This window comes from Hymenobacter terrestris (assembly GCF_013377905.1).
Classification (GTDB): domain Bacteria; phylum Bacteroidota; class Bacteroidia; order Cytophagales; family Hymenobacteraceae; genus Hymenobacter; species Hymenobacter terrestris.
The window spans coordinates 99,491-122,376 of sequence record NZ_JABKAV010000004.1; the positions used below are offsets into that span (position 1 = coordinate 99,491).

Below are 22,886 nucleotides of genomic sequence, written 5' to 3' on the forward strand. Positions count from 1 at the left end.
ACCGATGACGTTTTTTGATAGTAGCCAGTGAATGAATACTACTCTATTTCTTTCTCGACCTGGGTGTAGCTCAACTCCATTGGCTGGCTACGGCCGAATATTTTCACGATTACGTTAAGACGCTTGCGGTCCTCGTACACCTCGGCCACATTGCCCGACATGCCGGCGAAGCCGCCGTCCACAATTTTCACCAGCTCGCCCACCACGTAGGGGGTTTCCAGTGTTTCGGTCTGCTCTTCCGACTCATCAACTATGCCGAGGATGCGGTTCACTTCCGAAATGTGCAGCGGCACAGGTACTGTGTTCTGGTTGGCCGCCTTGCCCTCCTTGTCGGAGAGGAAGCCGATGATGCCCGGGGTGCTGGTGATGATGTGGTCGACTTCGCCGTGGGTCAGGTCGGCGTGGATGATGATGTAGCCGGGATACAGGTTCCGCTCACGCACACGCTTCTTGCCGTTGCGCATCTCGAATACCTTCTCCACCGGGATCAGCACCTGAGGCACCAACTCCGAGAGGCCATGACGGCCGATTTCGGTTTCGAGGTAGGTTTTGGCCTTCTTCTCCTGTCCGCTCACCGAGCGAACCACATACCATTTCAATTCGCCCATTTTAGTCGCGTCTGTGCCGATTAAACGAACGAGTTATAGAAGGCCTCTAAGCCCTCTTTGAAAATCACATCCATCACGCCTACCACGACTGCGAAAATCAGCGAGCCGAGCAGCACAAGGCCTGCACTCTTCTGCAGTTCTTCCAGCGAAGGCCAGGTTACCTTGTAACGCATCTCGTCCGATGTTTCCCGGAAGTAGTTGGTCAGCTTGCTCATGCTAAAGGACCTGCTGGTGAGAGTGAGTAAAAGAACGGCTGCCGAAGCAGCCGGACAATCTGGTGGCACGGGCGGAGAGATTCGAACTCCCATCAAAGGTTTTGGAGACCTCTATTCTACCCTTGAACTACGCCCGTGTATGCGTCCCGCCCAGCCCTAAAGCCGGATTGGGACTGCAAATGTAGGTAACTCTTTAGACAAAACAAATCCGCCCTCGAAATTTTCGAGGGCGGATTGTCTTATTTCAGCAGTTTCTCGAAAGAAAACTACTCAGTAATTTCGGTTACCTGACCGGCACCTACCGTCCGGCCACCCTCACGGATAGCGAAACGCAGGCCTTTCTCCATAGCTACCGAGTTGATCAGTTCAACCGAGATAGTTACGTTGTCGCCGGGCATTACCATTTCTACACCCTCGCCCAGCATAATGATGCCGGTTACGTCGGTGGTGCGGAAATAGAACTGGGGACGGTAGTTGTTGAAGAACGGAGTGTGACGACCACCTTCCTCTTTCGACAGTACGTACACCTCAGCCTTAAACTTGGTGTGAGGCTTAACGGAACCTGGCTTGCAGATTACCATACCGCGACGGATGGCTTCCTTCTCGATACCACGGAGTAGCAAACCAACGTTGTCGCCAGCTTCACCACGGTCAAGAATCTTGCGGAACATCTCCACACCGGTTACAGTCGATTTCAAGTTCTCAGCACCCATGCCGAGAATCTCCACCTGCTCACCCGAGTTTACAATGCCACGCTCGATACGGCCGGTAGCAACCGTTCCACGACCCGTAATCGAGAACACGTCCTCAACAGGCATCAGGAAGGGCAGGTCGGTCAGACGAGCAGGAATCGGAATGAAGGAGTCAACAGCATCCATCAGCTCCTCGATTTTGGGAACCCAGTTGGCATCGCCATTCAGGCCACCCAGAGCCGAGCCCTGAATTACGGGGATGTTGTCGCCGTCGAAGTCGTAGAACGAAAGCAGCTCACGGATTTCCATCTCCACCAGCTCGAGGAGCTCTGGATCGTCCACCATGTCTACTTTGTTCATGAATACCACCAGCTGGGGAACACCAACCTGACGAGCGAGCAGGATGTGCTCACGGGTCTGGGGCATTGGGCCGTCGGTAGCAGCTACCACGAGGATAGCGCCGTCCATCTGGGCAGCACCGGTAACCATGTTCTTCACATAGTCAGCGTGACCGGGGCAGTCAACGTGAGCGTAGTGACGGTTAACGGTAGAATATTCTACGTGCGAAGTGTTGATGGTAATGCCACGCTCTTTTTCTTCGGGAGCATTGTCGATCGAAGAGAAGTCGCGCTTGGCAGCCAGACCTTTGCTAGCCAGTACCTGAGTAATGGCAGCGGTGAGGGTGGTTTTGCCGTGGTCAACGTGACCGATTGTGCCGATGTTTACGTGCGGCTTGGACCGGTCAAAATTTTCTTTAGCCATTGTAAAGAGATTTAGAGGAATTTTGAGGTGAGAAGGGAAAACGCGACTTAAAACCTAACTATACAGAAGAAAGCGAAACACAGCTCTGCTTGACCAGGGACTGCACGTCGCTTTACTTGGCTGACAGTTCCAAAACGGTGCAGTCGCGCTGCCCCGTTGGTACTCGTAATTCTGAGCCATTTATGGGATTTGAACCCATGACCTCTTCCTTACCAAGGAAGTGCTCTACCACTGAGCTAAAACGGCTGGTACTGTTTAGCCCGCTGGCGCGTAGCTGGGGCAAAGGTACGACAGGAGAACAACATTTGCCAGCCTGGGCTGGCGCAAGCTGTTGTCAGGCGTACTGTTGCTGCGAGCGGGAGACGAGGTTCGAACTCGCGACCTGCAGCTTGGAAGGCTGCCGCTCTACCAACTGAGCTACTCCCGCGGGGGAAGTTTGCAAGTCGGGAAGTTCAGACCTTAGATAATGGACACTGCACTGGCAGACCCACTTCTGTTTTCCGAACTTCCCGACTTATAAACTGAAAATGTGGGGGTGAGAGGACTCGAACCTCTGAACCCGAAGGAGCTGAGTTACAGTCAGCCGCAATTGCCACTATGCGACACCCCCGATTATGTGGTTTAAACGCCGATTGCGTGAAACCTACCCATTCCAATTCGTGGACCGAAGTCGCTTTTTCTCGAATTGGAGTTGCAAAATTAGTGGGTTTCTGGTGTAAGTCAAGCCCTGCGTGAAAAAAGGTTTTGGTCTGGCTGACTTTTTGAGCGGGCCGAATCGTCTTCTTCAGGCTAAGCGGCTGACTTCCTAGACTAAAGCAGAACAATTTTGCTGGTAATCGGCGCGAAAAAAATTATTGAACCAAGCTGTACATGGCTTTCAGGTTGCTATCCTTTTCCTTATTCCGGATATCCTGCAGCGTGGTTTTGAGGGTAGGCATGCTTCCGGTTAACTCATTCAGGCCCTTGTAGGCACCTAGGCGTACGTAGATCTGTGGATGGCTGCGGGCCAGATTTTCGAGCCGCTGAAGCCCTTTCTCGCGCTCCACTGGTGGAATGCGGTTCATGAGGCGACCAAAGTTTTCGAGCAGCACATACAGTACCTCGGGCTGGGCATCCTGGCTGCGCTGCAAAAACCAGTCGTAATCGTCGAGGGTGCCGTTGAGGCCGTAGAAGCCGGACAGCGACTTGAGTAGTGCCGGGTTACGGGTTTTCTGCAGCTTGGCAATCTGGGCGCGGGTAGTGGGCGCGGGCGACTTGGCCAAGGCATCAACGGCGGAGGCAGATACCAAGTAAGAGCTGTCGATGAGGGCCGATTCGTAGACACTAGCAAAACTCTCGTTGGCAAACGATGACAACACGTTGATTGCCGTGGCCCGCACAGTACCGTGCTTTTCGTTGAGGGCAACTTGCTGCAAATCCTTGCGGACCACACTGCCCTCAGCCCCGCGGTAGCGGCGTAAGCCTTCGAGTGCGGCCACGCGCGTTGCCCAAAAAGGGTCGGTGAGGAAATTGCGGAAGGCCGAACTAACTAGCAAATCACCCGACTTACTTCTCAGCTTTTCTATGGCCTCTGCTTTCTGAAGATAGCCGCGGGCATGACTGAGCTGGAACTGCATTTCTTCAGGGGTTTGCGCCTCGTCAATGTCGGCTAGTAGCACTCCCTCATTATCGAACTTAACGAGGGACGGACGTTGGGGCGTGGGCAGGCGAAACGTCTGGTCGGCTTTGGTAATGACAAGGCGGTGCTCCGTGGACTGGTTGCCACTCCAAACAGCCACCGTTACGGGCAGTCGGAATACGGGCTGATACAGGGTATCCTGCACCTGCCGCACGCGCAGTACCAAGGCACTGTTTTCGTAGCTGTGGGTTACGCGCAATTCGGGGTGCCCGCGTTGCAGAAACCACTGGTCGAAAAACCACGTCAGATCCTCGCCGGTCGTTTCTTCGAAAGCAATGCGCAGTTCCGACAGCTCGACAGCCGACAGCTTGTTCTGGTTGAGGTAGCGGGTGAGTGAGGCGAAGAAAGCGTCGTCGCCGACGAGGTTGCGCAGCATGTGCAGCACCCGGCCCCCCTTGTCGTAAGAATGGCGGTCGAACAGATCTTCGTGGTTGTTGTAGCTGGTACGGATAAGCGGCTCGCGCTTCATCTGGGCCTCTTCGAGGTAGATGCGCAGCTTGTTGCGCTGCACCAATGCTGCCGCATCAGGACCGTACTTGTGCTCGGCCCAAAGCAACTCCGAGTAATCGGCAAAGGCCTCGTTAAGCGGCAGATTGCCCCACGACTCATTGGTCACATAATCACCAAACCACTGGTGGAACAACTCGTGGGCAATAACCGACTCCGAACCATCATAGGGTACATCGGCCAACTCGCGGGGCGTGAACTGCACCAGCTGCTGCCCGAATGTGGAGGCAGTGGTATTCTCCATAGCGCCTGACACGAAATCATGCACGGCTACTTGGGCGTACTTCTCCCACGGATAGTCGACTCCTAATTTTTTGGAAAAGAACTCCAGCATCTCGGGGGTGTTGCCAAACACTTGCTTGGCCGTATTCCGGTAGGCGGGGTCCACGTAATAGTCCACCGCCTTTCCACGCCAGGAGTCCGATACGACGGTAAAATTGCCCACCGCAAGCATGGCCAGGTAGGGCGCATGAGGCTGGCTAAGTTTCCAGGTATCGGTGCGGGTGCCGTCGGCATTGCGGCGCGACGATACGAGCAGACCGTTAGATAGTGTTTTTTGGTCGGCTTCCACCGTCAGGCTGATTTCCTGCGTCATGCGCTGGTTGGGCCGGTCGATGGTCGGGAACCAACAGGAGCTTCCCTCCGTTTCGCCCTGGGTCCAGAGTTGGCGGGGCTTGTCTTTCTCGGTACCGAGCGGGTTGATAAAGTACAGGCCTTTGTCGTCGATGATGGCCTCGCTCCCACCGCCCCGGGGCAGCTCGTTGGGCTTGGCCACATATTGAATGCGCACCTGGTACTGCTCGGTGCGCTGGTAGGTACGGTCGAGGGCAATGGTGAGCTTCTTCTTATCGTAGGTATACTTCAGGTCGCGGCCCTTGCGGCCCGCGCTGAGTAGCTCCACCCCTTTAATGTCGAAGCCTTTGGCATCGAGCACCAACTGGTACTGCGGGTAGAAGTGCGGGCGGAGCGTGAGCGTAGCCGTGCCCTGCAGCCACTGCCGGCTCCAGTCGGGGCGCAGGTCGAGCTTGGTATCGACCAACTGGTGCAGAATAGTAGCCGATGGCTGCTGCGGGCGGGCCTGGTCGGGTAGCCAGTTCGGTACCGGCGCCGTGGCGGGTGCCAGATAAGGCGCAGTATCGGGTCCTTTTCGGGCGGGCGAATGTGGGCTAGCAGCACCACTGCGCCCCGGTCTATTTGCCTGAGCAACAGCCGGCAACTGCGCCGGCAGCCACAGGAAAAGAATACCGAGGAATAGGTATTTCATGCAATAAGGCAATAGGGTAATGGTTGGTGAAGTTCCGAATTTATTTCAGATTTGACCTATCTTTAAGCCCTTTTCTGCCTTACTCCCGCCCTATTCGTATGCTGCAAATCCAATTAGTCGCGGCCGGCCAGCCCTCGCAGGAAGTCGACTACCAGCCAATCGGTACTGTTACGCTCGATGACCAGCCTTTTGCCTGGGACCTCACGGCCCTTGGTGCCGGCCGCTACCACGTGCTGTACCAGAATCGTTCGTACAATGCCGAGTTGCTGGAAATCGACTACGCCACCAAAACTGTGGTGCTGAAGCTGAATGGGGAGCGGCTGGAGTTACGGGCCAAAGACCGCCTCGATTTGCTACTCGATAAGATGGGCCTGAGCGCGGCCGTCAGCACCAAAGTCAACGAATTGAAAGCCCCCATGCCGGGCCTGATTGTGGACGTGCGGGTGCAGCCGGGCCAGACGGTGCAGAAGGGCGACCCGCTGTTGGTACTGGAAGCCATGAAAATGGAAAACATCCTGAAAGCGCCCGGCGAAGGCGTGGTAGCGGCCATCAAAGTAAGCCTGCGCGACAACGTAACCAAGGGCCAGGTGCTGATTCAGTTCGCCTAGACACCCGGCGCTTTTTCTTTTTACTCAACCATCTCCTCACTGCCTTGAAGTACAACCGAATTCTGCTGAAACTGAGTGGCGAGGCCCTGATGGGCCAGCAGCAGTACGGCATCGATGCCAACCGGCTCATGCAGTACGCCGAGGAAATCAAGATTGCCGCCGAAACGGGCACGCAGGTGGCCGTCGTTATCGGGGGTGGTAACATCTACCGCGGGGTGCAGGCCGAAGCCTTCGGCCTCGACCGCGTGCAGGGCGACTACATGGGTATGCTGGCCACAGTTATCAACTCGATGGCTCTGCAGAGCGCCCTCGAAAAGCTGGGCGTAAACACCCGTCTGCTTTCGGGCCTCACTATACAGCAGGTGTGCGAACCCTACATCCGCCGCCGGGCCATGCGCCACCTAGAGAAGGGCCGGGTTGTTATTTTCGGTGCCGGCATCGGCTCGCCTTACTTCACTACCGACTCGGCCGCTTCGTTGCGGGCCATCGAGATTGAGGCTGATGTGGTGTTAAAAGGTACCCGTGTAGACGGCATCTACACCGCTGACCCTGAGAAAGACCCGACCGCAAAGCGCTTCGCCGAAATCAGCTTCGATGAAGTGATGGACAAGAAGCTAAACGTGATGGATATGACGGCCTTCACGCTGTGCAAGGAAAACAATCTGCCGATTATCGTTTTCGATATGAATAAGGAAGGCAACCTGCAGCGCCTGTTGCGCGGCGACAGCGTGGGTACGCTCGTGAGCATGCACGGGGCCAACGCCGACGCTTAGAACAACTTCTTCATACCAGCCGCGCAAAACTGACAACTAATCGGCGTAGTTTCGGCAGCCGGTCAACCTATTAATCCCTAATTTTCAACACTTAATTTTTCCGAAGTGGACGAAGAAATAAAGTTTTACCTCGATGAGGCCGAAGAGTCGATGGGCAAGGCCCTGGAGCACACGACCGTAGAATTTTCGCGCATCCGGGCCGGCAAAGCCTCGCCGGCCATGCTCGATTCGCTGCGGGTGGACTACTACGGCACGCCCACTCCGCTGGGCAACGTGGCCAACGTATCGGCCCCCGATGCCCGCACGCTGTACATCAAGCCTTGGGAGAAAAATATGGTGGGCGAAATTGTAAAGGCCATCAAAAATAGTGACCTGGGCCTCAACCCGCAGTCAGATGCCGAGGGCGTACGCCTCAACATCCCGGCCATGACCGAGGAGCGCCGCCGCGAGCTGGTGAAGCAGGCTAAATCGGAGTCAGAAGGCGGCAAAGTGCGCATCCGTGGCATCCGCAAAGACGTGAACGAGTCGCTGCGCAAGCTGCAGAAGGATGGCGCTTCGGAAGATGCCGTCAAGGATGCCGAAGCCAAAGTTCAGAAGTTCACCGATGCCTACATCAGCAAAGTAGATGAGGTGCTGAGCAAAAAGGAAACGGAGATAATGACGATTTGATTTTAGAAATGAGTACCAAGAAGTGAGAGGGGAGACTTTCGTGCTGCCGGCCCAATTTGGTCGGATATCAGCACGAAAGTCTCCCCTCTCACTTCCTGACACTCATTTCTAAACGTAGTACCCTCCCACCCGAATCTGCTGTTCTACCACTTCGGGTAGCAAGTAGCGGACCGATAGGCCGTCGCGCAGGCAGCGGCGAATAAAGGTGGCCGAAATATCGAGTAGTGGGGCCTCTACCACGCGCACAGCGGGCGGCAGCGGGTTGGACAAGGTGTGGCCGGGGCGTGGGTACACGTAGATTTCTACCTCGGCCAGCAGCCGGTCAGCGTCTTTCCAGCGCGGCAGGCCCGCCACGTTGTCGCCACCCATGAGCAGCACGAACTCCTGGCCCGGATGCAGCTGCCGCAACTGGTCAAGCGTATCGATGGTGTAGCTGGGCTTGGGCAGGCGAAACTCGATGTCGAGCACGCGTAGCCGCTCGTTGCCAGCAATGGCACTGGCGACCAAGGTCAGCCGCGCCTGCGCATCGAGCAAATCGGCCTGAGCCTTGAAGGGGCTCTGGGGTGACACGATAAGCCAGACTTCGGCCAAGTCGGTGTGCGTGGCCAGGAAGTTGGCCAGAATCAGGTGGCCGGTATGAATGGGGTTGAAGGAACCAAAAAGCAGCCCCACTTTCCGGCCCGAGGGGGTGACAGAAGTGGGGCTGCTCACAAAATGGCCGATTCAGCGGTTATAAAAGCGCGCACCAGTCGTTCGGCTTCGTCGACGGCCTTATCGAGGTCATCGTTGGTGATGACCACGTCAAAGCGGTCTTCAAACGTAAGCTCGAAGTTGGCCTTGTATAAGCGGGCTGAGATGCTGGCTTCCGAGTCGGTAGCGCGGTGGCGGAGGCGTTGCTCCAGGATTTCCAGCGAAGGAGGTTTCACGAACACCGCTAAAGCACGGTCTTGGTAAAACTCCTTGATGCTGAGGCCACCTTTCACATCTACATCGAGCACCGAGTGCTGGCCATTTTCCCAGATGCGCTCGACTTCTTGCTTCAACGTGCCATAGAACGCGCCTTCGTACACCTCTTCCCACTCCACAAAATCGTCGTGGCGGATTTTCTCCTGAAACTCCTGAACGGAGATAAAGTAGTAATCCTTACCGTTGGCTTCAGTGCGGCCACGCTTATCGCGCGTGCAGGCCGAAATAGAGAAGCTCAGTTCCGGCATTCGGGCCAGCAGCCGGTGGACAATGGTGGTTTTGCCGGCCCCGGAAGGCGCGGAGAAAGCAATGATTTTACCCTGCATCGGGTAAAATTAGGCCATTTCTCTCTGAAGTTGGGCAAGAATGCGCTGGGAAAGTGCAGCCGGGGCTCCTTTGCGTACCACCTTCTCAGTCAAAAAGTCGATAAAAACCTGCTGTTTCTCTAAGCTATCAAAGCATGGCGAGCAGTCTTCGGCGTGGCTGACGAAATAGTCCTCATCCTCCGCCGAGGGGTCTTGCCCCACGATAATTTGGTCGAGAATAGTATTCACGCGGTCACAGTCGGGGCCGTCGCTAAGCGCGGTGGTTGCCTGTTTGGTTGATGAGGTAGAGGTAGGTTCCATAACTACTGCCTGGCAATTGAAAGAAATTAGTCGGTCGTTTCTTGGTCGTCTTCGTCGTCGGTTGCGGCTCCGTTTGTGCCATAACCCATCGAACGGGCGTATTTGTCGAGCTTCTCTTTGAGGAAATTACGGGCCCGGTGCAGGCGCGAACGCACAGTACCAATGGGGATGTCGAGCACCTTAGCCATTTCCTCGTACGTGAACCCTTCCAGGTCGCAAAGTATAATAACTGTGCGGAAATCCACTGGCAGCGAGTTTAATGCGCGCGCCACTTCGTCGCCGATGAGGTCGCGCACGGCTTGCTGCCGCATGTCCGAGGAGGTGGTACCGGCATCAGAGTCGGCCTCCACTTCTTCGGAGTTGTAGTACCCTTCGATTTCGCTGTAATCAACCTTGGCAGGTTGCTTACTTTTCTTGCGAAAATCGTTGATGAACGAGTTTTTGAGGATGCGAAACAGCCACGCTTTGGCGTTGGTCCCCGGTTCGAAGTACTCAAAGAAGCGATATGCTTTCAGATAAGTTTCCTGCACCAAGTCATTTGCATCATCCTCATCGAGGGTGAGGCGGAAGGCGAAGTTATATAGGGGGTCGAGCACAGGCATTAGCTCGGCTTGGAAACGCCGGTCTTTTTCCTCTTTGCTCAACTTAGGGATCCGCTCGGGAGAATCGCTCATGGACGCTAAAAAGTGTAGTTTTCGGGGCCGAAAACCGCGGTCAGACAAATATACTGTTTATACCATTCTACGCCGGCGAAGGTTTGGGAGGCTGCCGGAGCCGGCGCTCAGCAGCCACAATCAGAAAGCCATAGAGAAAAACAAACAGGTTGTAACTCGTTTGCAACTCCAGCAGCGAATCGGTGAGCATGGCCACAGCCGATAGCAGCACAAATCGGTACACGTACGGATTCCGGCGTAGGGTGGGTTGCCCCAACGGCCCCAATAGCACGAGCAGCCACAGCGCCAGCCCTACTACGCCACCCGCCACCAGCTGGTGCAGGTACTGATTGTGCACCATCACGCGGTTGGCAGGCAGCAGCCCGTAGCTGCGCCAGGCGTACTGATCCATCATGGCGGCATGCGCATCGGCTGGGCCCACACCCAGCAGCGGGTGCTGACGGGCCACTACAGTGGCGGTCTGCCAGGCAGCTAGCCGCCGCGAGAGCGAGAAATGATTGATGTCGTGCTGGAGTTCGAACTGTTCGAGGTCGAAGAAGGTGTTGTTGACCCGTTCGCGCACCGAGCCTAGGGTCTGATAGGCCAACCAAGGCCCTACAGCCAGCGCCAGCAGCAGCGTAGCCCCTAGCCAGAACCGGCGGCGCACCAGCAGCGCCAGCAGCGCCTCTATCAGCAGCAGCGTGTAAGCAGCCAGCAGTCCTGAACGGTACGCCAGCACATGCAGTACCACCACGCAGACCACTACGCTCAGGCCCAGCGCTATCCGCAGACAGTGCGGCGCGTGCCGCTGCCGAGCCATTCGGAAACCCAAAAAGGTTGCCAGCGCCAGCATCAATCCAAAGTGGATATGGAAGATGCGCGTGACGGAGGGCATACTCTGACCGAGGCGAAAAGCTTCGTTGGCAGTAGCAGGGTCGCGTAGGTACTGCCCCACGGTGGCCGCCCCAATAAGCGCTATGCCCACCACAAACAGGCTGCCCACCCCAAACCGTTGCCGGCCAGTGAGCGGTACGGCTAGCCCGAATACCAGGGGCACGGCCAGCCACGGCAGCTGCCGGAACAGCTCATGCCGCCATTCGGGCCATTCGTGCGTGTAGAGGCCGCTAAGCAGCAGCAGCACATAGAGGCCGGCCGGAGCCCACACTGTGCGCAGTCGCAGCCATTGGGGTACTTGCCGGCGTATGTGCGGGTTGGCCAGCGCCGCCACTACCCCCACTACCGGCGCCAGTGCCACTAGGGCCCGCGAAGCCAGCAGCCCCACCACCCCGGCCACGCAGGCCAGCAACAGCAGGTATTGCGAAAGCCGGCCAGAGCACCACCAGCTTTTCCAGCCAGCGGGCTCAGGTATTGAAGAAACAGATTCGGAAGTGGGCATTCGGTTTAGTTGGCAGGCTAAGGCCCGGCGCGGAAACACATTGATGTGGCCTCCGTTAGTTTGGCTGGGGTTATTTACGGCCAGCTATTTATACGGACGAGACGCAAGATATTGCCGCTGGTTGCTGATTATACCAACAAGCGGATACGCGCATTTTATAGGCCTGTCGGCGGCAGGAGCTTCCACTGCTGTACGCGGGCCAGCACCAGGGCCGGCTCCAGGGCTTTAATACAGATACAAGCCGCTGGCTTAGTGCGACAGTCCTGGCAATTGGGCCGGTCGAAAACGAGGTAGTCGGCATGCGAGCCGAGCGGGGCCCAGCGGCCGGGGTGCATGGGGCGGATGGGCGGGTAGAGGCCCAGCGCGTGTCGGCCCAGCGCAGCGGCCAGGTGCAGCGGGCCAGTGCTGCCAGCCACCAACCCATCGGCGGCGGCCAGAAAAGTAATGAATTCGGGCAGGGCCAGCTGGCCGGTGAGTTCGGCCTCAATGTAAGGCTGATTTGTTGTCAGCCATTCGCGCAGTTCTTCGCCTTCGGCCGTTGTGCCCGTCACAAACACGCGGTGTCCGGCTTCGTGCAGCAGGCGGGCCAACTCCCCAAAATGCGGCAGCCCCCACTCGCGGGCGCTGCCCCGGCTGCGCGGATGCAGCACTATGTTGAGCTGGCCGGGCCCACGGGCCGCCAGCAACTCCCGCAAATCAGGACGCAGGGGTACGGTGGGCATCAGCTGCACCAAGGGAGCTACTTCAGGCAGTGGCAGCGGGGCCGGTTCGTGCAGCGGAGCCAGCAGGGCCAAGTTGAGTTGGCTTTCGTGCAGCTCGGAGTTTTTGCGGCTGAGCTTCACCAAACGGTTGCATGTCAGCCAGTGGAACCAGCGGTTGCGGGTGCCGATGCGCACCTTTATGCCCGCCAACAGCGCTAGTCGGGCCAGGTCTTTATTAGGAAAAATGTGCAGAATAGTATCGGCCCCGACGGTACGCAGAGCGGCTACCTGCTGGTTGGGCGGCAGCTGCTGCAATTCGTCGAGGCTCACAAAATCATCCAGCCAGGAGCATGCTTCGGCCACGGCGCGGGTGTAGTTTCGGCCCAGCAGCAGCACCCGGCAGCCCGGAAATAACTGCTTCAGCCGGCCAGCCACCGGCAGCGTGAGCACCACGTCGCCGATGGCGTCGGTGCGGCTGATGAGGATGGTGCGGCTCATGCGGAAGGACGGGTTTTAAGCTTGGCGAACTTTAGAAATACGCCCCAGGCCGAAATAGCGGCAATACTGAGGCCCGCAAAGCCATCTAGGAAGCCGCCTCGCAGCACGTAGCCGTGCACGAATTTCCAGAGCGGCTTCACTACCAAATGGAAAATGGAAACCTGCCGCTTGTTCTTCAGCCAGAGCTCCTCGGCGGCAATACTGGTGAAACGGTTGAGCTGCTGCACATGCTGCTCGACGGAGGTGTAGGAGTAGTGTAGCGCGTCACCGGTCAGGGGCAGCGGCGCGGGCTGTCCGGGGGCTAGCTCGTAGCGTTCGTGCAGCAGCAGGCCCTGCCAACTGCCCAGGCGTCGGTCGTAGAGGCGCAGCTTACGGTCGGGGTACCAGCCGCCGTGGCGCACCCAGTGGCCGCAGTAGCTGGTGAGGCGGGCCAGCGTGTAGCCCCCACCCTGCCAGTTGGCCAGCGCCGCTCGGATGCTGGTTTGCAGTTCTGGCGTCAGCACCTCGTCGGCATCGAGTTGAAGCACGTGCTCGTGGCGGGCCTGGGCGGTGGCGTAGTTTTTCTGCTCGACGTAACCCGCGAAGGCATGCTGCACCACCCGAACGCCCAGTTCCCGGCATATTTCTACTGTGCGGTCGGTAGAGAAACTATCCACCACCAGCAGTTCGGCGGCCACCGGGCGGGCGGCTTCGAGACAGCGGGCAATATTGACCTCCTCGTTGAAGGTGATGATGACGACGGACAGCGGAACGGCAGCGGGCATAGGCGGCAAATATCGGATGATTTGGGCGGCTGGCTGACTGGCGGGTTACCTGTACTACCCACAGGGCATTAAAGGTCTCATCATCCACTTCCCAAGCAATGCGAATATTCTGTTTTCTGGGGCTACTCGTTTTGCTGGCTGGTTGTGATGGACTATCTAGGCCCAAGGCAGAATTCGACCCAGTAGCAGTGCGCAGCCCGCTTAACCTAGCGCGCCAGCTTGGCCCTGACTTCACGCTCGCCGGCCCAGCAGATACGCTCCAACTTCACCTGACGTTTGATACTCCAACCGGGCGCAACATCTTCACCACTTTAGTTAACGACACAGTGCTGGCGGCCCGCGTTTTCCGGTTTCGGGGCCTATACTACTTCGTGCAAACCAAATCTGGCAGGGCAGATTGGGTGCATGCCGCATACATACGCCGCGGCCAGATAACGGGGTTCAATACCGGGTATGAGCAGATGCAAGCCCTAAGCAAACATATATTGGCTGGCAACCTCACCGAGTTGGTTCGCTTCCGCAATACCGCCAACGACAGCTTACGACTCCGTTTTGATAAACGTAAGTTCCGCAGCTTTTACGCTGCCCAACTGGATAGCCTGCTTGTTTACGAGCTATTGGCTAACAGGCTGTCGAATAGCTCAGCTGAAGCATCAGCATCTCCCGCATCACTGGTGCTCGGCCCCTACCCCAATCCGGCTTCAAAACAGGTTACTCTGGATTTCGCGACGGATGCCAACCGGCTCATATACCTCTACAACGACCAAGGACGTCTTCTCCGCACGTTTCCAACCCTGGGCCTACGCCTGACATTTTCGGTGGCCGATTTGTCCGCTGGTAGCTACGTGTTGCGCGTGAATCAGCCCAGCTCGGAAGCAGCCCCGTTGACGCGCCGGCTTTTGGTGGAGCGGTAGCGCGGTCGGAAGCTGTCGGCCCGTCACCCAACTGCGCAGCCGACGCGTATAGCCAGGCAATCAACTACTAATTCCATGACTATTCTTGCTTCTGAACAGATTACCCTCGTAACCGGCGCCACTTCGGGCATTGGCAAAGTAACGGCCCGTGAGCTGGTGCGCCAGGGCCACCACGTTATTTTACTGGCCCGCAACGCCGAAAAAGCCGCCCGCGTCCGCCAGGATTTCCAAGCCATTGCCCAACCCGGCCAGCGCGTCGATGTGCTGCTGTGCGACCTATCAGACCTGGGCCAGGTGCGGCGGGCGGCGGGCGAGTTCCTTCAACGCTACGACCACCTCGACCTGCTCATCAACAACGCCGGTCTGCTGTTTGGCAAGCAGCGCGAGGAGTCGGCCGACGGTTTCGAAATGACGCTGGCCACCAACCATCTCGGCCCGTTTCTACTCACCAGCCTGCTGCTGCCGGCCATGGAGAAAAGTCCGGCGGCCCGCATCGTGAACGTGGCCTCAATGGCCTACCGCTTTTCCAACCCCAAACTAGCCGACCTTAACCAAAAGCACGATTACAGCCCGCTGTGGCAGTATGGCAATACCAAGCTCTATAACATCCTCTTCACTCAAGAATTGGCCCGGCAGCTGCGTGAGCGGGGCATCAGCAACATTGTAACCAACAGCCTGCATCCGGGCGCCGTGGCCAGTGGCTTCGGCTCAGAGTCAGGCGGATGGCTGACGCTGATGACCACGCTGGGCCGCCCGTTCATGATTTCGACTGAGCAAGGCGCCCGCACCACGCTGTTTCTGGCCACTAACCCCATTGGCGGGCAGATCAGCGGCGGCTACTTCGACAAGCAGAAGGCCAAGGCCGTGAAGCACGATTTTACGTCCCCCGATAAAGCCCGGCAACTCTGGCAGCAAACCGAGGAAATGGTAGGCGAGAAGTTTTTTGGGAAGTAATAAGAGTTCGTATCGAGTAAATAAAAACCCCGCCCGGCGCAGTGCCGGGCGGGGTTTTTTAGAGGGAAGCCTAGAGGCTTAGTAACGGTACAGGTCCGACTTGAAGGGTCCTTCCACGTCCACGCCGATGTACTTGGCCTGGTGCGGGTTCAGTTCCTCCAACTCCACGCCAATTTTGGCGAGGTGTAGGCGAGCTACTTTCTCGTCGAGGTGCTTGGGCAGGGTGTACACCTGGTTCTCGTACTGGTCGGCGTGCAGCCACAGCTCCAATTGGGCCAGTACCTGGTTGGTGAACGAGTTCGACATTACGAACGAAGGGTGGCCAGTGGCGCAGCCTAGGTTTACCAAACGACCTTCAGCCAGCACAATAATTTCTTTGCCTTCGATGGTGTAGAGGTCTACCTGGGGCTTGATGGTATCCTTGGTGTCGCCGTAGTTATTGTTGAGCCAAGCCATGTCAATCTCATCGTCGAAGTGACCGATGTTGCAGACGATGGCTTTGTCCTTGAGGGCGCGGAACGAAGCTTCGGTGATGATGTCGCAGTTGCCGGTGGCGGTTACCACGATGTCGGCTTCCTTGATAGCATTCTCCATTTTCTTCACCGCGTAGCCGTCCATGGCGGCCTGCAGAGCGCAGATTGGGTCAATTTCCGTCACGATAACGCGGGCACCGGCACCACGCAGCGAGGCGGCAGTACCTTTTCCTACGTCGCCGTAACCAGCAACCACGGCAATTTTGCCGGCCATCATCACGTCGGTAGCCCGGCGAATGGCGTCTACGGCCGATTCTTTGCAGCCATACTTGTTATCGAACTTCGACTTGGTAACCGAGTCGTTGATGTTGAAAGCGGGCATAGGCAGCGTGCCAGCCTTTACACGGTCGAGCAGGCGCAGAACGCCGGTCGTCGTTTCCTCCGACAGGCCTTTGATGCCGGCGGCCAGCTCGGGGAACTGGTTGAGGACCATGTTGGTCAGGTCGCCACCATCGTCGAGAATCATGTTCAGCGGCTCGCGCTTCTCGCCGAAAAACAGCGTCTGCTCGATGCACCAGTTGAACTCCTCCTCCGTCATGCCCTTCCAGGCGTACACCGGAATACCGGCGGCGGCAATGGCAGCAGCGGCGTGGTCCTGGGTCGAGAAGATGTTGCACGACGACCACGTAACGTCGGCGCCGAGGGCGGTGAGCGTTTCGATGAGCACTGCCGTCTGGATGGTCATGTGCAGGCAGCCGGCCACGCGGGCACCCTTAAGGGGCTGGCTGGCACCGTACTCCTCGCGCAGGGCCATCAGGCCAGGCATTTCGGCCTCGGCCAAACGCATTTCCTTGCGGCCCCACTCAGCGAGGCTCATGTCTTTCACTTTATAGGGCACGTAGGCCGTCGTCGTCTTGGTCTCTACCATGATATATTGGAGTTTGAGATGTCAACCACAAAAATACAAAAAAGTTAGGGCGGCTCCTTACAATCTCATTAAAGTACGAATGCCTGTCTCTCTTTCGAGAAAACAGGCATTCGTACTAAACAAGTGGCCGTTACCGCTTAGTTGTTGGCGATAATAGAGGCTTTGGGCTGCTGCGCTGCTGCCGCGCCAGGATTTGCAATACCGCGTACAAGTACAGTGTAAATCTTGCCGGCTTCCAGCGTTTTGGTGCCGGTGCCCGATCCTGAGCCGTCTCCCACAGTCAGCAAAGTGGTGCGGGGCGTGCCCGTAGTAGTTACCGTCAGTGTAGGAGCAGTACCCGCGTTAACGGATATAAAGGCAGATGCGGTACCAAAAGCCACGTCGGGCGTTATGTCGCTCGGTGCGGTACCAACCAAAGCAGGCACGCTTAGTCGCACTGGCGAAGGGGCACCAGTGGCCAAATGTACCAGCCGGATTTTGGCCTGACCGGTGGCAGGAGCCGTCAGATCATCTGCAAAACTGATCAGATCGGCGCTGCCAATAGTGGCCGTGGGCGAGTAGGCAAATACTGAGTAGTTCTGGTTGGCCGCTATATCCAGCTTCTTTTTTGTAATCTCCTGAGTGCCGTTGTTGATGCGGAACTCGGGGCTGCCGGCATTCACATTCAAGTAGGCGCTGTTCTGACCGTAGTTCAGCTGCCCAACCTGAGTGTCATTGACAAAGGCAGTCACCTGGCTGGGAGAGGCGGCGGCAGCGTGCACGAGCAGCACCCGGCCTTGTTGGGGAGCGGGGTCCTTATCGTCGTCGCCGCAGGCCGAAAAAGCCAGCATAGCAGGCAGGGTAGCCAAAAGAGCAACGGGGCGGATGGAAGAAAACAGATTCATATAAAAGGAAAAGAAAGGGTGGCTTGAATGGCAGACCAACGAAGCACAAGTGCTTTTTGTTGGATAGCGCGAAATATTTTCCTCGGTGAATTGCACTTTTTTCCCGTCGAAGGCCTTAGCAAGCCCAGCTACACCGTTGTAATTTTGCTTCCATGAATTACTGTTTTTCGTCTTCTGCTCTGCGTGTATCTGGGCGCATTTTTCTGGTATTGCTGCTGTGCTTTGCCGGTTTAGGCCAGCATGCCCAGGCCCAGCATACGGGTCCGATCAACTTGGCCCCCTACGATCAGGAACGTGGTTTGAACGGGCCGCAGAAAAACTTCTACTTTTCCCTGAGTAACAACCCAACTGAGGGCAGCTACCAGAACGCGGGCTTCTTTGGCCAGCGGCTGCGCCCTTACTTGGCGGGCGAGCCCGATGCACTGGCTGCACTTGGCCGCTACCGTCGTCAGAAGATGCTGTTTCTGGCCGAACGGGCAGTATTTGTGGGCGCGGTAGGCTTGTACGGCCAGCAGGTGCTTTCGGCCCCCGACCGGCAACAGTACTTCAACAACACCCAAAAAGTGGCACTCGGGGTGGCAGCGGCCAGCCTACTCACCAATATTTTTGTTTCGCGCAATACCAACACTCACTTCCAGCGCGCAGTGGCGGCCCACAATGTTGGACCCACCGCCCGTCGCACCGGTCTGTTGCGGCAGTTGCAACCCACTGGTGTAGGTGTGGCGGCCAGCGCTACTGGCCGGCCCCTGCTGGCCCTGCGCTGGAGTCTGTAATACACAGGCGCTGCGTTGTGGGCGCTGCAAACGTGTCTGCAGCATGAGAGCCGTGGCTGTCCGGCAGCTTACAGTCCCGGGGCTTGCCGCTTATAAGAAGTAGCTTCGCACCATGGAATACCCGCTGCCCGCGGCGGCTCGCCAGTATGTGGCCGAGCACCTGCACGACGACCCCGCCCAACTGGCCCTGCAGGCCCGCCGTCATCCTAACCTCCCGGTTCCCGAGTTGGTACGCCAGATTCAGGCCCGCCAGAAAGCCCGCCTTAAGCTCCCCACCTGGGCCGCCAACCCCGACCTAGTTTTTCCGCCTGCCCTTTCGGTCGAGCAGGCTTCTTCCGACCGCACAGCTACCTTTAAAGCTGAGCTGGTGCGCGGAGCCGAGCGCCTGGCCGACCTGACCGGTGGCTTTGGCGTCGACTCGGCCCACTTTGCCGCTACTGTGGGCGAGGTGCATTACGTGGAGCGTAACGCCGCGCTGGCCGATGTGGTGCGCCATAACCTGGCCCAGTTGGGCATAGAGAACGTGCAGTGCCACGCCACCGACGCCACCCACTTTCTGCGCGATTCGGCCGATACCTACGACTGGATTTACCTCGACCCGGCCCGGCGCGACACGGCCGCCAAGAAGATTTTCCGCCTCCAAGACTGCGAGCCCGACGTATTGCGCCTGCTGCCGCTACTGTTGCGTAAAAGCCCGCGCATCCTGCTCAAAACCTCGCCCATGCTCGACATTGAGCAGGCCCTGCGGGAATTGGGCCACGTGCGGCGGCTCTGGATAATAGCTGTGGATAATGAGTGCAAGGAAGTCCTGTATGAGTTGGGCGAGGAGGCCGCCGTGGACCCGGAGCGCTACACCGTGAACCTGCGCCGCGACGGTACCCGGCAGGAGTTTCGCCTTAACCGGGCCCGGGAGGCCCGCGCCATTGCCCGCTACGCCGAGCCCCGGCAGTTCCTCTACGAGCCCAACGTGGCCGTACTCAAGGCGGGGGCTTTCAAGAGTGTCGGCACGGCTTTCGAGTTGCTGAAGCTGCACCAGCACAGCCACCTCTATACCTCCGACACGCTACACGCCGAGTTTCCCGGCCGCACCTTCCGCATTCTGGCCGTGGAGAAGTACGATGCCCAGACCCTTCGCGCCTACCTTGGCCCGGCCGTGCGCGCCCACGTCACCACCCGCAACTTCCCCGATTCGGTGGCCGAATTCCGCCACCGCACCGGCATCCGCGAGGGCGGCGAACTGTATCTGTTTGCCACCACCAGCCACGAAGGCAAGCTCATGGTACTGGTCTGCGAATCGTTAATGGCACCGGTACAAGGCTAAATCACAGGTTCAGTTGAAAGTTCCAGGGAAGGCTGGCGGCCACAGTACCGGCATACTCCAGGCCGATGCGTGGGCCGGCGAGGACGTAGTCGGCGGGAAGGATTTCGCCGTGGTCTTCGATCCAGAGCAAGTCGCTTTGCAAGTCGGTGCCGGTGAGAGCGGGCGTGAGGCCCAGCGCCTGCGTGAGCATACCAGGGCCGGTCGTAAGGCGGTTGGGCTTAATAGAAGCGCCCCGACGCTCCTGCATCACGTCGAGGCCTACGAGTGGCTCGATGGCGCGGAGCAGCACGGTATCGGTTTTGCCGGCTTCGTTGGTGCAGATATTGAACAGCGTGTGACGCTGGTACACTTTATACAGATAGGCCTGGCCACCTGGCTCGCGCAGGGCCTGGCTGGCCGAGCTAAGACGCTTCAGGTGCATCGTCAGCGAGTCGTCGCCGAGGTGCGAGTAGGCCTCGGTTTCGATGATGCGGCCGCCGGTGAGCTGGCCCTCAACCCGCGAGAAAACGTGTTTACCGAGCAACTCGCGGGCAATCTGCACCGGGTCGGGGCGGCGGTAGAACTCGGGCGGCAGTTTTTGCATGGAGGGGAAGTAGTGAGTAGTGTTTGAGGTACGAGAATCAGAGCTAAACAGAACGTCATTCTGAGCGAAGCGGAGCGTAGTCGAAGAATCTCTACTGCAGCGGTAACCCAGACGCCTACAACGAAGCAGTAGAGATTCTTCGACTACGCTCCGCTTCGCTCAGAATGACGTCCCCGTATTTGCCTCTCGGCTCTTCATGCGTACTTCTAAGAATTCCCCGCCTATCTTTGTAACCGTAAAGGTGGCCGGACCCCGATTGGGGGGCGAGGCTGAAAAGGGAATCCGGTTCAAAACCGGAGCTGTCCCCGCAACTGTACGCTTCACGAGTCGGCGCGTCATCACCGGCCACTGTTTCGGCAGCTGTCTGTTTTCATGTTGAGAACAGGCGGCAGAAATGGGAAGGCGACGCGCCAGGAGCAAGCCAGGAGACCTGCCTTTGCATTTCCCCATGTTCAGCGCCTGCGGAGGAAGGGCGGAGAATGAATTCAGTAGCGGCCTTTCGGGGACGCAGCGTACCCTTCTGTTTTCGGACTCGACTTCGGTCGGTTGGTGTCTTTGGCATAAACCCCATGAAGTTTTGAACTGAATTTTTCGGTCACGAAAATTTTGGTTCTCCAGACGCTTTTACCCGGACGGCTTGCCGCCCAACTCGTATTGCTCGGCGGCTTCGGCCTGCTGGCTGGTGCGGTGCTACCCGTTGCGGCCCAGACCCCAACCAATACGCTGCGAAGCCAGCAACTGCCGGCCGTACGGGTGGCGGGGTTGCGGCCGACGCGCTTTGCCGTGGGCAGCCGCCAACTGGTGCTCGATTCGGTGGCCCTGAACAACTACCGCAGCGGCACGGTGGCCGATGCGCTGGGGGCCCGGACTGCCATTTACCTGAAGAACTACGGACCGGGCCAGCTGTCCTCTATAGCATTGCGGGGCACATCGGCCCGCCATACGGCCGTGCTCTGGAACGGCTTCAATATCAACCTGCCGTCGTTGGGTGAGGCCGATTTTGCCCTGCTGCCCGTGAATGGCACGACCCAAGTAGAGGTGCAGCCGGGGCCGGCAGGTGCTACGTACGGCAATGGGGCAGTGGGCGGCACATTGCGGCTCAGCGCCGCTGCCAACAGTCCGGCCGACTGGGGCCGGGGCTGGCATGGCACTGCGCAGGGCGACTACGGCAGCTTCGGGCTGGGCGCGGGCTTGGCTAAGGCCGGTTTCAGCAACGAGAAAGTGGCTCTGCGCACCAGCTTCAATTACCGCCGCGCCGATAACGACTTTCCTTTTTACATAGGTGAAGGCCGCAGCCGGGTGCAGCAGCGCCAGAAAAATGCGGCCTTCCGGCAGGCCAGCTTCACCCAGGATGCTACGTTGCGGCTGGGCCAGCGCGGGGAGCTGAGCGCTGCCGTTTGGCTTACCGATGCCGGCCGTCAGATTCAGCCTGGCATCGGCACCAACAATACCAACGCCCAGGAGCGCGACCAGAGCCGCCGCCTGATGGCCAGCTACCGCCGCGTGAGTACCCGCCGCGAGTGGACCGTGCGCACTGCCTGGTTCGAGGACGTCATCAACTACCGCGACGACTTGAGCGGCCTCAGCGAATCGACGGTACGCACCAGCCAGGCCCAGGCCGAGCACACCTGGCGACTGGCACCCAACGCCTCAGTGCGGCTGGGGGGCGAGGCCCAGCACTTCGCGGCCCAAGTGGATGGCTATGGCGCGGCCCCGCGCACCGAAAACCGCTACTCGGGCTTCCTGCTGCTGCGCTACGACCCGCGGCCCCGGCTGCAACTCTCGCTGAACCTGCGGCAGGCAGTGCTGCCGGGTCAGCCGCCGCCCCTCACCCCCACCGCCGGGGCCGAGTGGCTGGCGCTAGCCGCCGGCCGACACGCGCTTAGCCTAAAAGGCAACGCCTCACGCAGCTACCGCGCCCCCACCCTCAACGAGCGGTACTGGCGGCCCGGCGGCAACCCCAACCTGCTGCCTGAGGAAAGCTTTGGCTACGAAGCCGGACTGGCTTACACTTACAAAACCACCGTCCTGACGCTGCAAAACGAGTTGACCGCCTACCGGCAGTTAGTAGATAACTGGGTGCAATGGACGCCGGGCGATTCGTATTGGTCGCCGCGCAACCTGCGGCAGGTGCGGGCTCAGGGCCTGGAGGCCAGCAGCACGCTGGGCTGGCAGCCGGGCGCGTATCGGCTCACGGCACGGGGTTCCTACGCTTTCACCAGCACCGAGAAAACCCAGGGTGCGGCCGCCGACGCCGACCCGGTGGGCCGGCAGCTGCCCTTTGTGCCCCGGCATACGGTGGCCCTCAGCACCGACCACGGTTGGCGGGGCTGGCAGCTGGGCACCACGCTCACTTACACCGGCTACCGCTACACCGACGCTTCGGCCACCGATTTTCTGCCCGGCTACCTGCTGCTGAACGCCTCGGTGGGCCGTACGCTGGCCGTAGCGCCCGCTTGGCAGCTACTAGTGCTGGCCCAGGGCTTCAACCTAACCAACAACACCTACCAGAACTACCAGAACCGCGCCCTGCCCGGCCGCAACGCCAGCCTCAGCCTGCGCCTGTTGTGGCGCTGATTTTAGTGGTAGGTGATGAGTTGGTTATGCCTGCTAATTACTAACTGCAACCGCGCATTGCGAACAACTGCACACAAATAATTCACCCCCCAATCCATA

General features: G+C 58.5%; 22 protein-coding genes, 4 tRNA genes and 1 riboswitch. Of the genes, 8 read left to right on the forward strand and 18 right to left on the reverse strand.

Annotation, left to right across the window (positions count from 1 at the left end):
- Positions 1-38 precede the first annotated feature (38 nt).
- From nusG to HW556_RS02765, 8 genes are all read right to left on the reverse strand, one after another.
- Positions 39-608, reverse strand: coding sequence for a transcription termination/antitermination protein NusG (gene nusG / locus HW556_RS02730; protein WP_176897730.1), 570 nt, complete (start codon positions 606-608; stop codon positions 39-41).
- A gap of 20 nt (positions 609-628) precedes the next feature.
- Positions 629-823, reverse strand: coding sequence for a preprotein translocase subunit SecE (gene secE, locus HW556_RS02735; protein WP_116939115.1), 195 nt, complete (start codon positions 821-823; stop codon positions 629-631).
- A 63-nt stretch (positions 824-886) separates the two neighbouring features.
- Positions 887-960 (reverse strand) — tRNA-Trp (locus HW556_RS02740).
- A gap of 129 nt (positions 961-1,089) precedes the next feature.
- A complete protein-coding gene (gene tuf / locus HW556_RS02745) occupies positions 1,090-2,277 on the reverse strand; it encodes an elongation factor Tu (protein WP_176897733.1) in 1,188 nt (395 codons plus the stop codon).
- A gap of 174 nt (positions 2,278-2,451) precedes the next feature.
- Positions 2,452-2,523, reverse strand: a tRNA-Thr gene (locus HW556_RS02750).
- Between the two features lie 108 nt (positions 2,524-2,631).
- Positions 2,632-2,704 (reverse strand) — tRNA-Gly (locus tag HW556_RS02755).
- Positions 2,705-2,807: 103 nt separating this feature from the next.
- Positions 2,808-2,887: transfer RNA gene (locus HW556_RS02760), tRNA-Tyr, on the reverse strand.
- Positions 2,888-3,128: 241 nt separating this feature from the next.
- Positions 3,129-5,726 (reverse strand): M1 family metallopeptidase, encoded by a 2,598-nt coding sequence (locus HW556_RS02765; RefSeq protein WP_176897735.1) that lies wholly within the window; start codon positions 5,724-5,726, stop codon positions 3,129-3,131.
- 98 nt (positions 5,727-5,824) lie between these two features.
- Here HW556_RS02765 and HW556_RS02770 point away from each other — a divergent pair, with 98 nt between their 5' ends.
- From HW556_RS02770 to frr, 3 genes are all read left to right on the forward strand, one after another.
- A complete protein-coding gene (locus tag HW556_RS02770; protein ID WP_176897737.1) occupies positions 5,825-6,334 on the forward strand; it encodes an acetyl-CoA carboxylase biotin carboxyl carrier protein subunit in 510 nt (169 codons plus the stop codon).
- A 44-nt stretch (positions 6,335-6,378) separates the two neighbouring features.
- On the forward strand, positions 6,379-7,107 hold the full coding sequence (gene pyrH / locus HW556_RS02775) for a UMP kinase (protein ID WP_176897739.1): 729 nt from the start codon (positions 6,379-6,381) through the stop codon (positions 7,105-7,107).
- Between the two features lie 105 nt (positions 7,108-7,212).
- Positions 7,213-7,776 carry a ribosome recycling factor gene (frr, locus tag HW556_RS02780; RefSeq protein WP_176897741.1) on the forward strand — a complete coding sequence of 188 codons (564 nt, stop codon included), beginning with the start codon at positions 7,213-7,215 and terminating at the stop codon, positions 7,774-7,776.
- A 108-nt stretch (positions 7,777-7,884) separates the two neighbouring features.
- Here frr and nadD read toward each other — a convergent pair whose 3' ends face one another.
- From nadD to HW556_RS02815, 7 genes are all read right to left on the reverse strand, one after another.
- On the reverse strand, positions 7,885-8,487 hold the full coding sequence (gene nadD / locus HW556_RS02785) for a nicotinate (nicotinamide) nucleotide adenylyltransferase (RefSeq protein ID WP_176897743.1): 603 nt from the start codon (positions 8,485-8,487) through the stop codon (positions 7,885-7,887).
- Positions 8,484-9,068 carry a guanylate kinase gene (gmk, locus tag HW556_RS02790; protein WP_176897745.1) on the reverse strand — a complete coding sequence of 195 codons (585 nt, stop codon included), beginning with the start codon at positions 9,066-9,068 and terminating at the stop codon, positions 8,484-8,486. The genes nadD and gmk overlap by 4 nt, the downstream gene beginning before the upstream one ends.
- Before the next feature lie 9 nt (positions 9,069-9,077).
- Positions 9,078-9,368, reverse strand: coding sequence for a hypothetical protein (locus HW556_RS02795; protein WP_176897747.1), 291 nt, complete (start codon positions 9,366-9,368; stop codon positions 9,078-9,080).
- Between the two features lie 26 nt (positions 9,369-9,394).
- Positions 9,395-10,042 (reverse strand): sigma-70 family RNA polymerase sigma factor, encoded by a 648-nt coding sequence (locus HW556_RS02800; RefSeq protein ID WP_176897749.1) that lies wholly within the window; start codon positions 10,040-10,042, stop codon positions 9,395-9,397.
- Positions 10,043-10,109: 67 nt separating this feature from the next.
- The gene (locus HW556_RS02805) at positions 10,110-11,417 is read right to left on the reverse strand and encodes an O-antigen ligase family protein (RefSeq protein WP_176897751.1); all 1,308 of its coding nucleotides are present in this window, start codon (positions 11,415-11,417) and stop codon (positions 10,110-10,112) included.
- A gap of 155 nt (positions 11,418-11,572) precedes the next feature.
- Positions 11,573-12,616 carry a glycosyltransferase family 9 protein gene (locus HW556_RS02810; RefSeq protein ID WP_176897753.1) on the reverse strand — a complete coding sequence of 348 codons (1,044 nt, stop codon included), beginning with the start codon at positions 12,614-12,616 and terminating at the stop codon, positions 11,573-11,575.
- Complete coding sequence (locus HW556_RS02815; protein WP_176897755.1) at positions 12,613-13,380, reverse strand: glycosyltransferase family 2 protein; 768 nt, start codon at positions 13,378-13,380, stop codon at positions 12,613-12,615. Before HW556_RS02815 ends, HW556_RS02810 begins: the two co-directional genes overlap by 4 nt.
- Positions 13,381-13,751: 371 nt before the next feature.
- On the opposite strand from HW556_RS02815, the gene HW556_RS02820 reads away from it, so the two are divergent.
- The gene (locus tag HW556_RS02820) at positions 13,752-14,294 is read left to right on the forward strand and encodes a T9SS type A sorting domain-containing protein (RefSeq protein WP_176897757.1); all 543 of its coding nucleotides are present in this window, start codon (positions 13,752-13,754) and stop codon (positions 14,292-14,294) included.
- Positions 14,295-14,369: 75 nt separating this feature from the next.
- Entirely contained in the window at positions 14,370-15,248 is an 879-nt protein-coding gene (locus HW556_RS02825) for an SDR family oxidoreductase (RefSeq protein ID WP_176897759.1), read from the forward strand.
- Positions 15,249-15,326: 78 nt separating this feature from the next.
- Here the strand turns inward: HW556_RS02825 and ahcY are convergent, their stop codons facing one another.
- Together ahcY and HW556_RS02835 are read right to left on the reverse strand one after the other, a co-directional pair.
- Positions 15,327-16,649, reverse strand: coding sequence for an adenosylhomocysteinase (ahcY, locus tag HW556_RS02830; protein ID WP_176897760.1), 1,323 nt, complete (start codon positions 16,647-16,649; stop codon positions 15,327-15,329).
- Between the two features lie 137 nt (positions 16,650-16,786).
- Positions 16,787-17,533, reverse strand: coding sequence for a DUF4397 domain-containing protein (locus HW556_RS02835; protein ID WP_176897761.1), 747 nt, complete (start codon positions 17,531-17,533; stop codon positions 16,787-16,789).
- 152 nt (positions 17,534-17,685) lie between these two features.
- Here HW556_RS02835 and HW556_RS02840 point away from each other — a divergent pair, with 152 nt between their 5' ends.
- Entirely contained in the window at positions 17,686-18,306 is a 621-nt protein-coding gene (locus tag HW556_RS02840; RefSeq protein ID WP_176897762.1) for a hypothetical protein, read from the forward strand.
- A gap of 112 nt (positions 18,307-18,418) precedes the next feature.
- The gene (locus HW556_RS02845; RefSeq protein WP_176897763.1) at positions 18,419-19,627 is read left to right on the forward strand and encodes a class I SAM-dependent methyltransferase; all 1,209 of its coding nucleotides are present in this window, start codon (positions 18,419-18,421) and stop codon (positions 19,625-19,627) included.
- 1 nt (position 19,628) lies between these two features.
- On the opposite strand, the gene HW556_RS02850 is transcribed toward HW556_RS02845, so the two are convergent.
- Positions 19,629-20,210, reverse strand: coding sequence for a DNA-3-methyladenine glycosylase (locus tag HW556_RS02850; protein ID WP_176897764.1), 582 nt, complete (start codon positions 20,208-20,210; stop codon positions 19,629-19,631).
- Between the two features lie 222 nt (positions 20,211-20,432).
- A riboswitch (cobalamin riboswitch) is annotated at positions 20,433-20,662 on the forward strand.
- Between the two features lie 202 nt (positions 20,663-20,864).
- Between HW556_RS02850 and HW556_RS02855 the strand changes: the two genes are divergently transcribed.
- The gene (locus HW556_RS02855; protein ID WP_176897765.1) at positions 20,865-22,787 is read left to right on the forward strand and encodes a TonB-dependent receptor plug domain-containing protein; all 1,923 of its coding nucleotides are present in this window, start codon (positions 20,865-20,867) and stop codon (positions 22,785-22,787) included.
- Positions 22,788-22,886: the final 99 nt, after the last annotated feature.

Excerpts from the sequence above, each read along its gene's own strand:
- HW556_RS02815 (WP_176897755.1), bottom strand. The coding sequence starts at position 13,380 with ATGCCCGCTGCCGTTCCGCTGTCCGTCGTCATCATCACCTTCAACGAG.
- HW556_RS02835 (WP_176897761.1), bottom strand. The coding sequence starts at position 17,533 with ATGAATCTGTTTTCTTCCATCCGCCCCGTTGCTCTTTTGGCTACCCTG.
- secE (WP_116939115.1), bottom strand. The coding sequence starts at position 823 with ATGAGCAAGCTGACCAACTACTTCCGGGAAACATCGGACGAGATGCGT.
- HW556_RS02765 (WP_176897735.1), bottom strand. The coding sequence starts at position 5,726 with ATGAAATACCTATTCCTCGGTATTCTTTTCCTGTGGCTGCCGGCGCAG.
- HW556_RS02805 (WP_176897751.1), bottom strand. The coding sequence starts at position 11,417 with ATGCCCACTTCCGAATCTGTTTCTTCAATACCTGAGCCCGCTGGCTGG.
- gmk (WP_176897745.1), bottom strand. The coding sequence starts at position 9,068 with ATGCAGGGTAAAATCATTGCTTTCTCCGCGCCTTCCGGGGCCGGCAAA.
- HW556_RS02810 (WP_176897753.1), bottom strand. The coding sequence starts at position 12,616 with ATGAGCCGCACCATCCTCATCAGCCGCACCGACGCCATCGGCGACGTG.
- ahcY (WP_176897760.1), bottom strand. The coding sequence starts at position 16,649 with ATGGTAGAGACCAAGACGACGACGGCCTACGTGCCCTATAAAGTGAAA.
- HW556_RS02770 (WP_176897737.1), top strand. The coding sequence starts at position 5,825 with ATGCTGCAAATCCAATTAGTCGCGGCCGGCCAGCCCTCGCAGGAAGTC.
- HW556_RS02850 (WP_176897764.1), bottom strand. The coding sequence starts at position 20,210 with ATGCAAAAACTGCCGCCCGAGTTCTACCGCCGCCCCGACCCGGTGCAG.
- HW556_RS02840 (WP_176897762.1), top strand. The coding sequence starts at position 17,686 with ATGAATTACTGTTTTTCGTCTTCTGCTCTGCGTGTATCTGGGCGCATT.
- nusG (WP_176897730.1), bottom strand. The coding sequence starts at position 608 with ATGGGCGAATTGAAATGGTATGTGGTTCGCTCGGTGAGCGGACAGGAG.
- HW556_RS02825 (WP_176897759.1), top strand. The coding sequence starts at position 14,370 with ATGACTATTCTTGCTTCTGAACAGATTACCCTCGTAACCGGCGCCACT.
- HW556_RS02795 (WP_176897747.1), bottom strand. The coding sequence starts at position 9,368 with ATGGAACCTACCTCTACCTCATCAACCAAACAGGCAACCACCGCGCTT.
- HW556_RS02800 (WP_176897749.1), bottom strand. The coding sequence starts at position 10,042 with ATGAGCGATTCTCCCGAGCGGATCCCTAAGTTGAGCAAAGAGGAAAAA.
- HW556_RS02845 (WP_176897763.1), top strand. The coding sequence starts at position 18,419 with ATGGAATACCCGCTGCCCGCGGCGGCTCGCCAGTATGTGGCCGAGCAC.
- tuf (WP_176897733.1), bottom strand. The coding sequence starts at position 2,277 with ATGGCTAAAGAAAATTTTGACCGGTCCAAGCCGCACGTAAACATCGGC.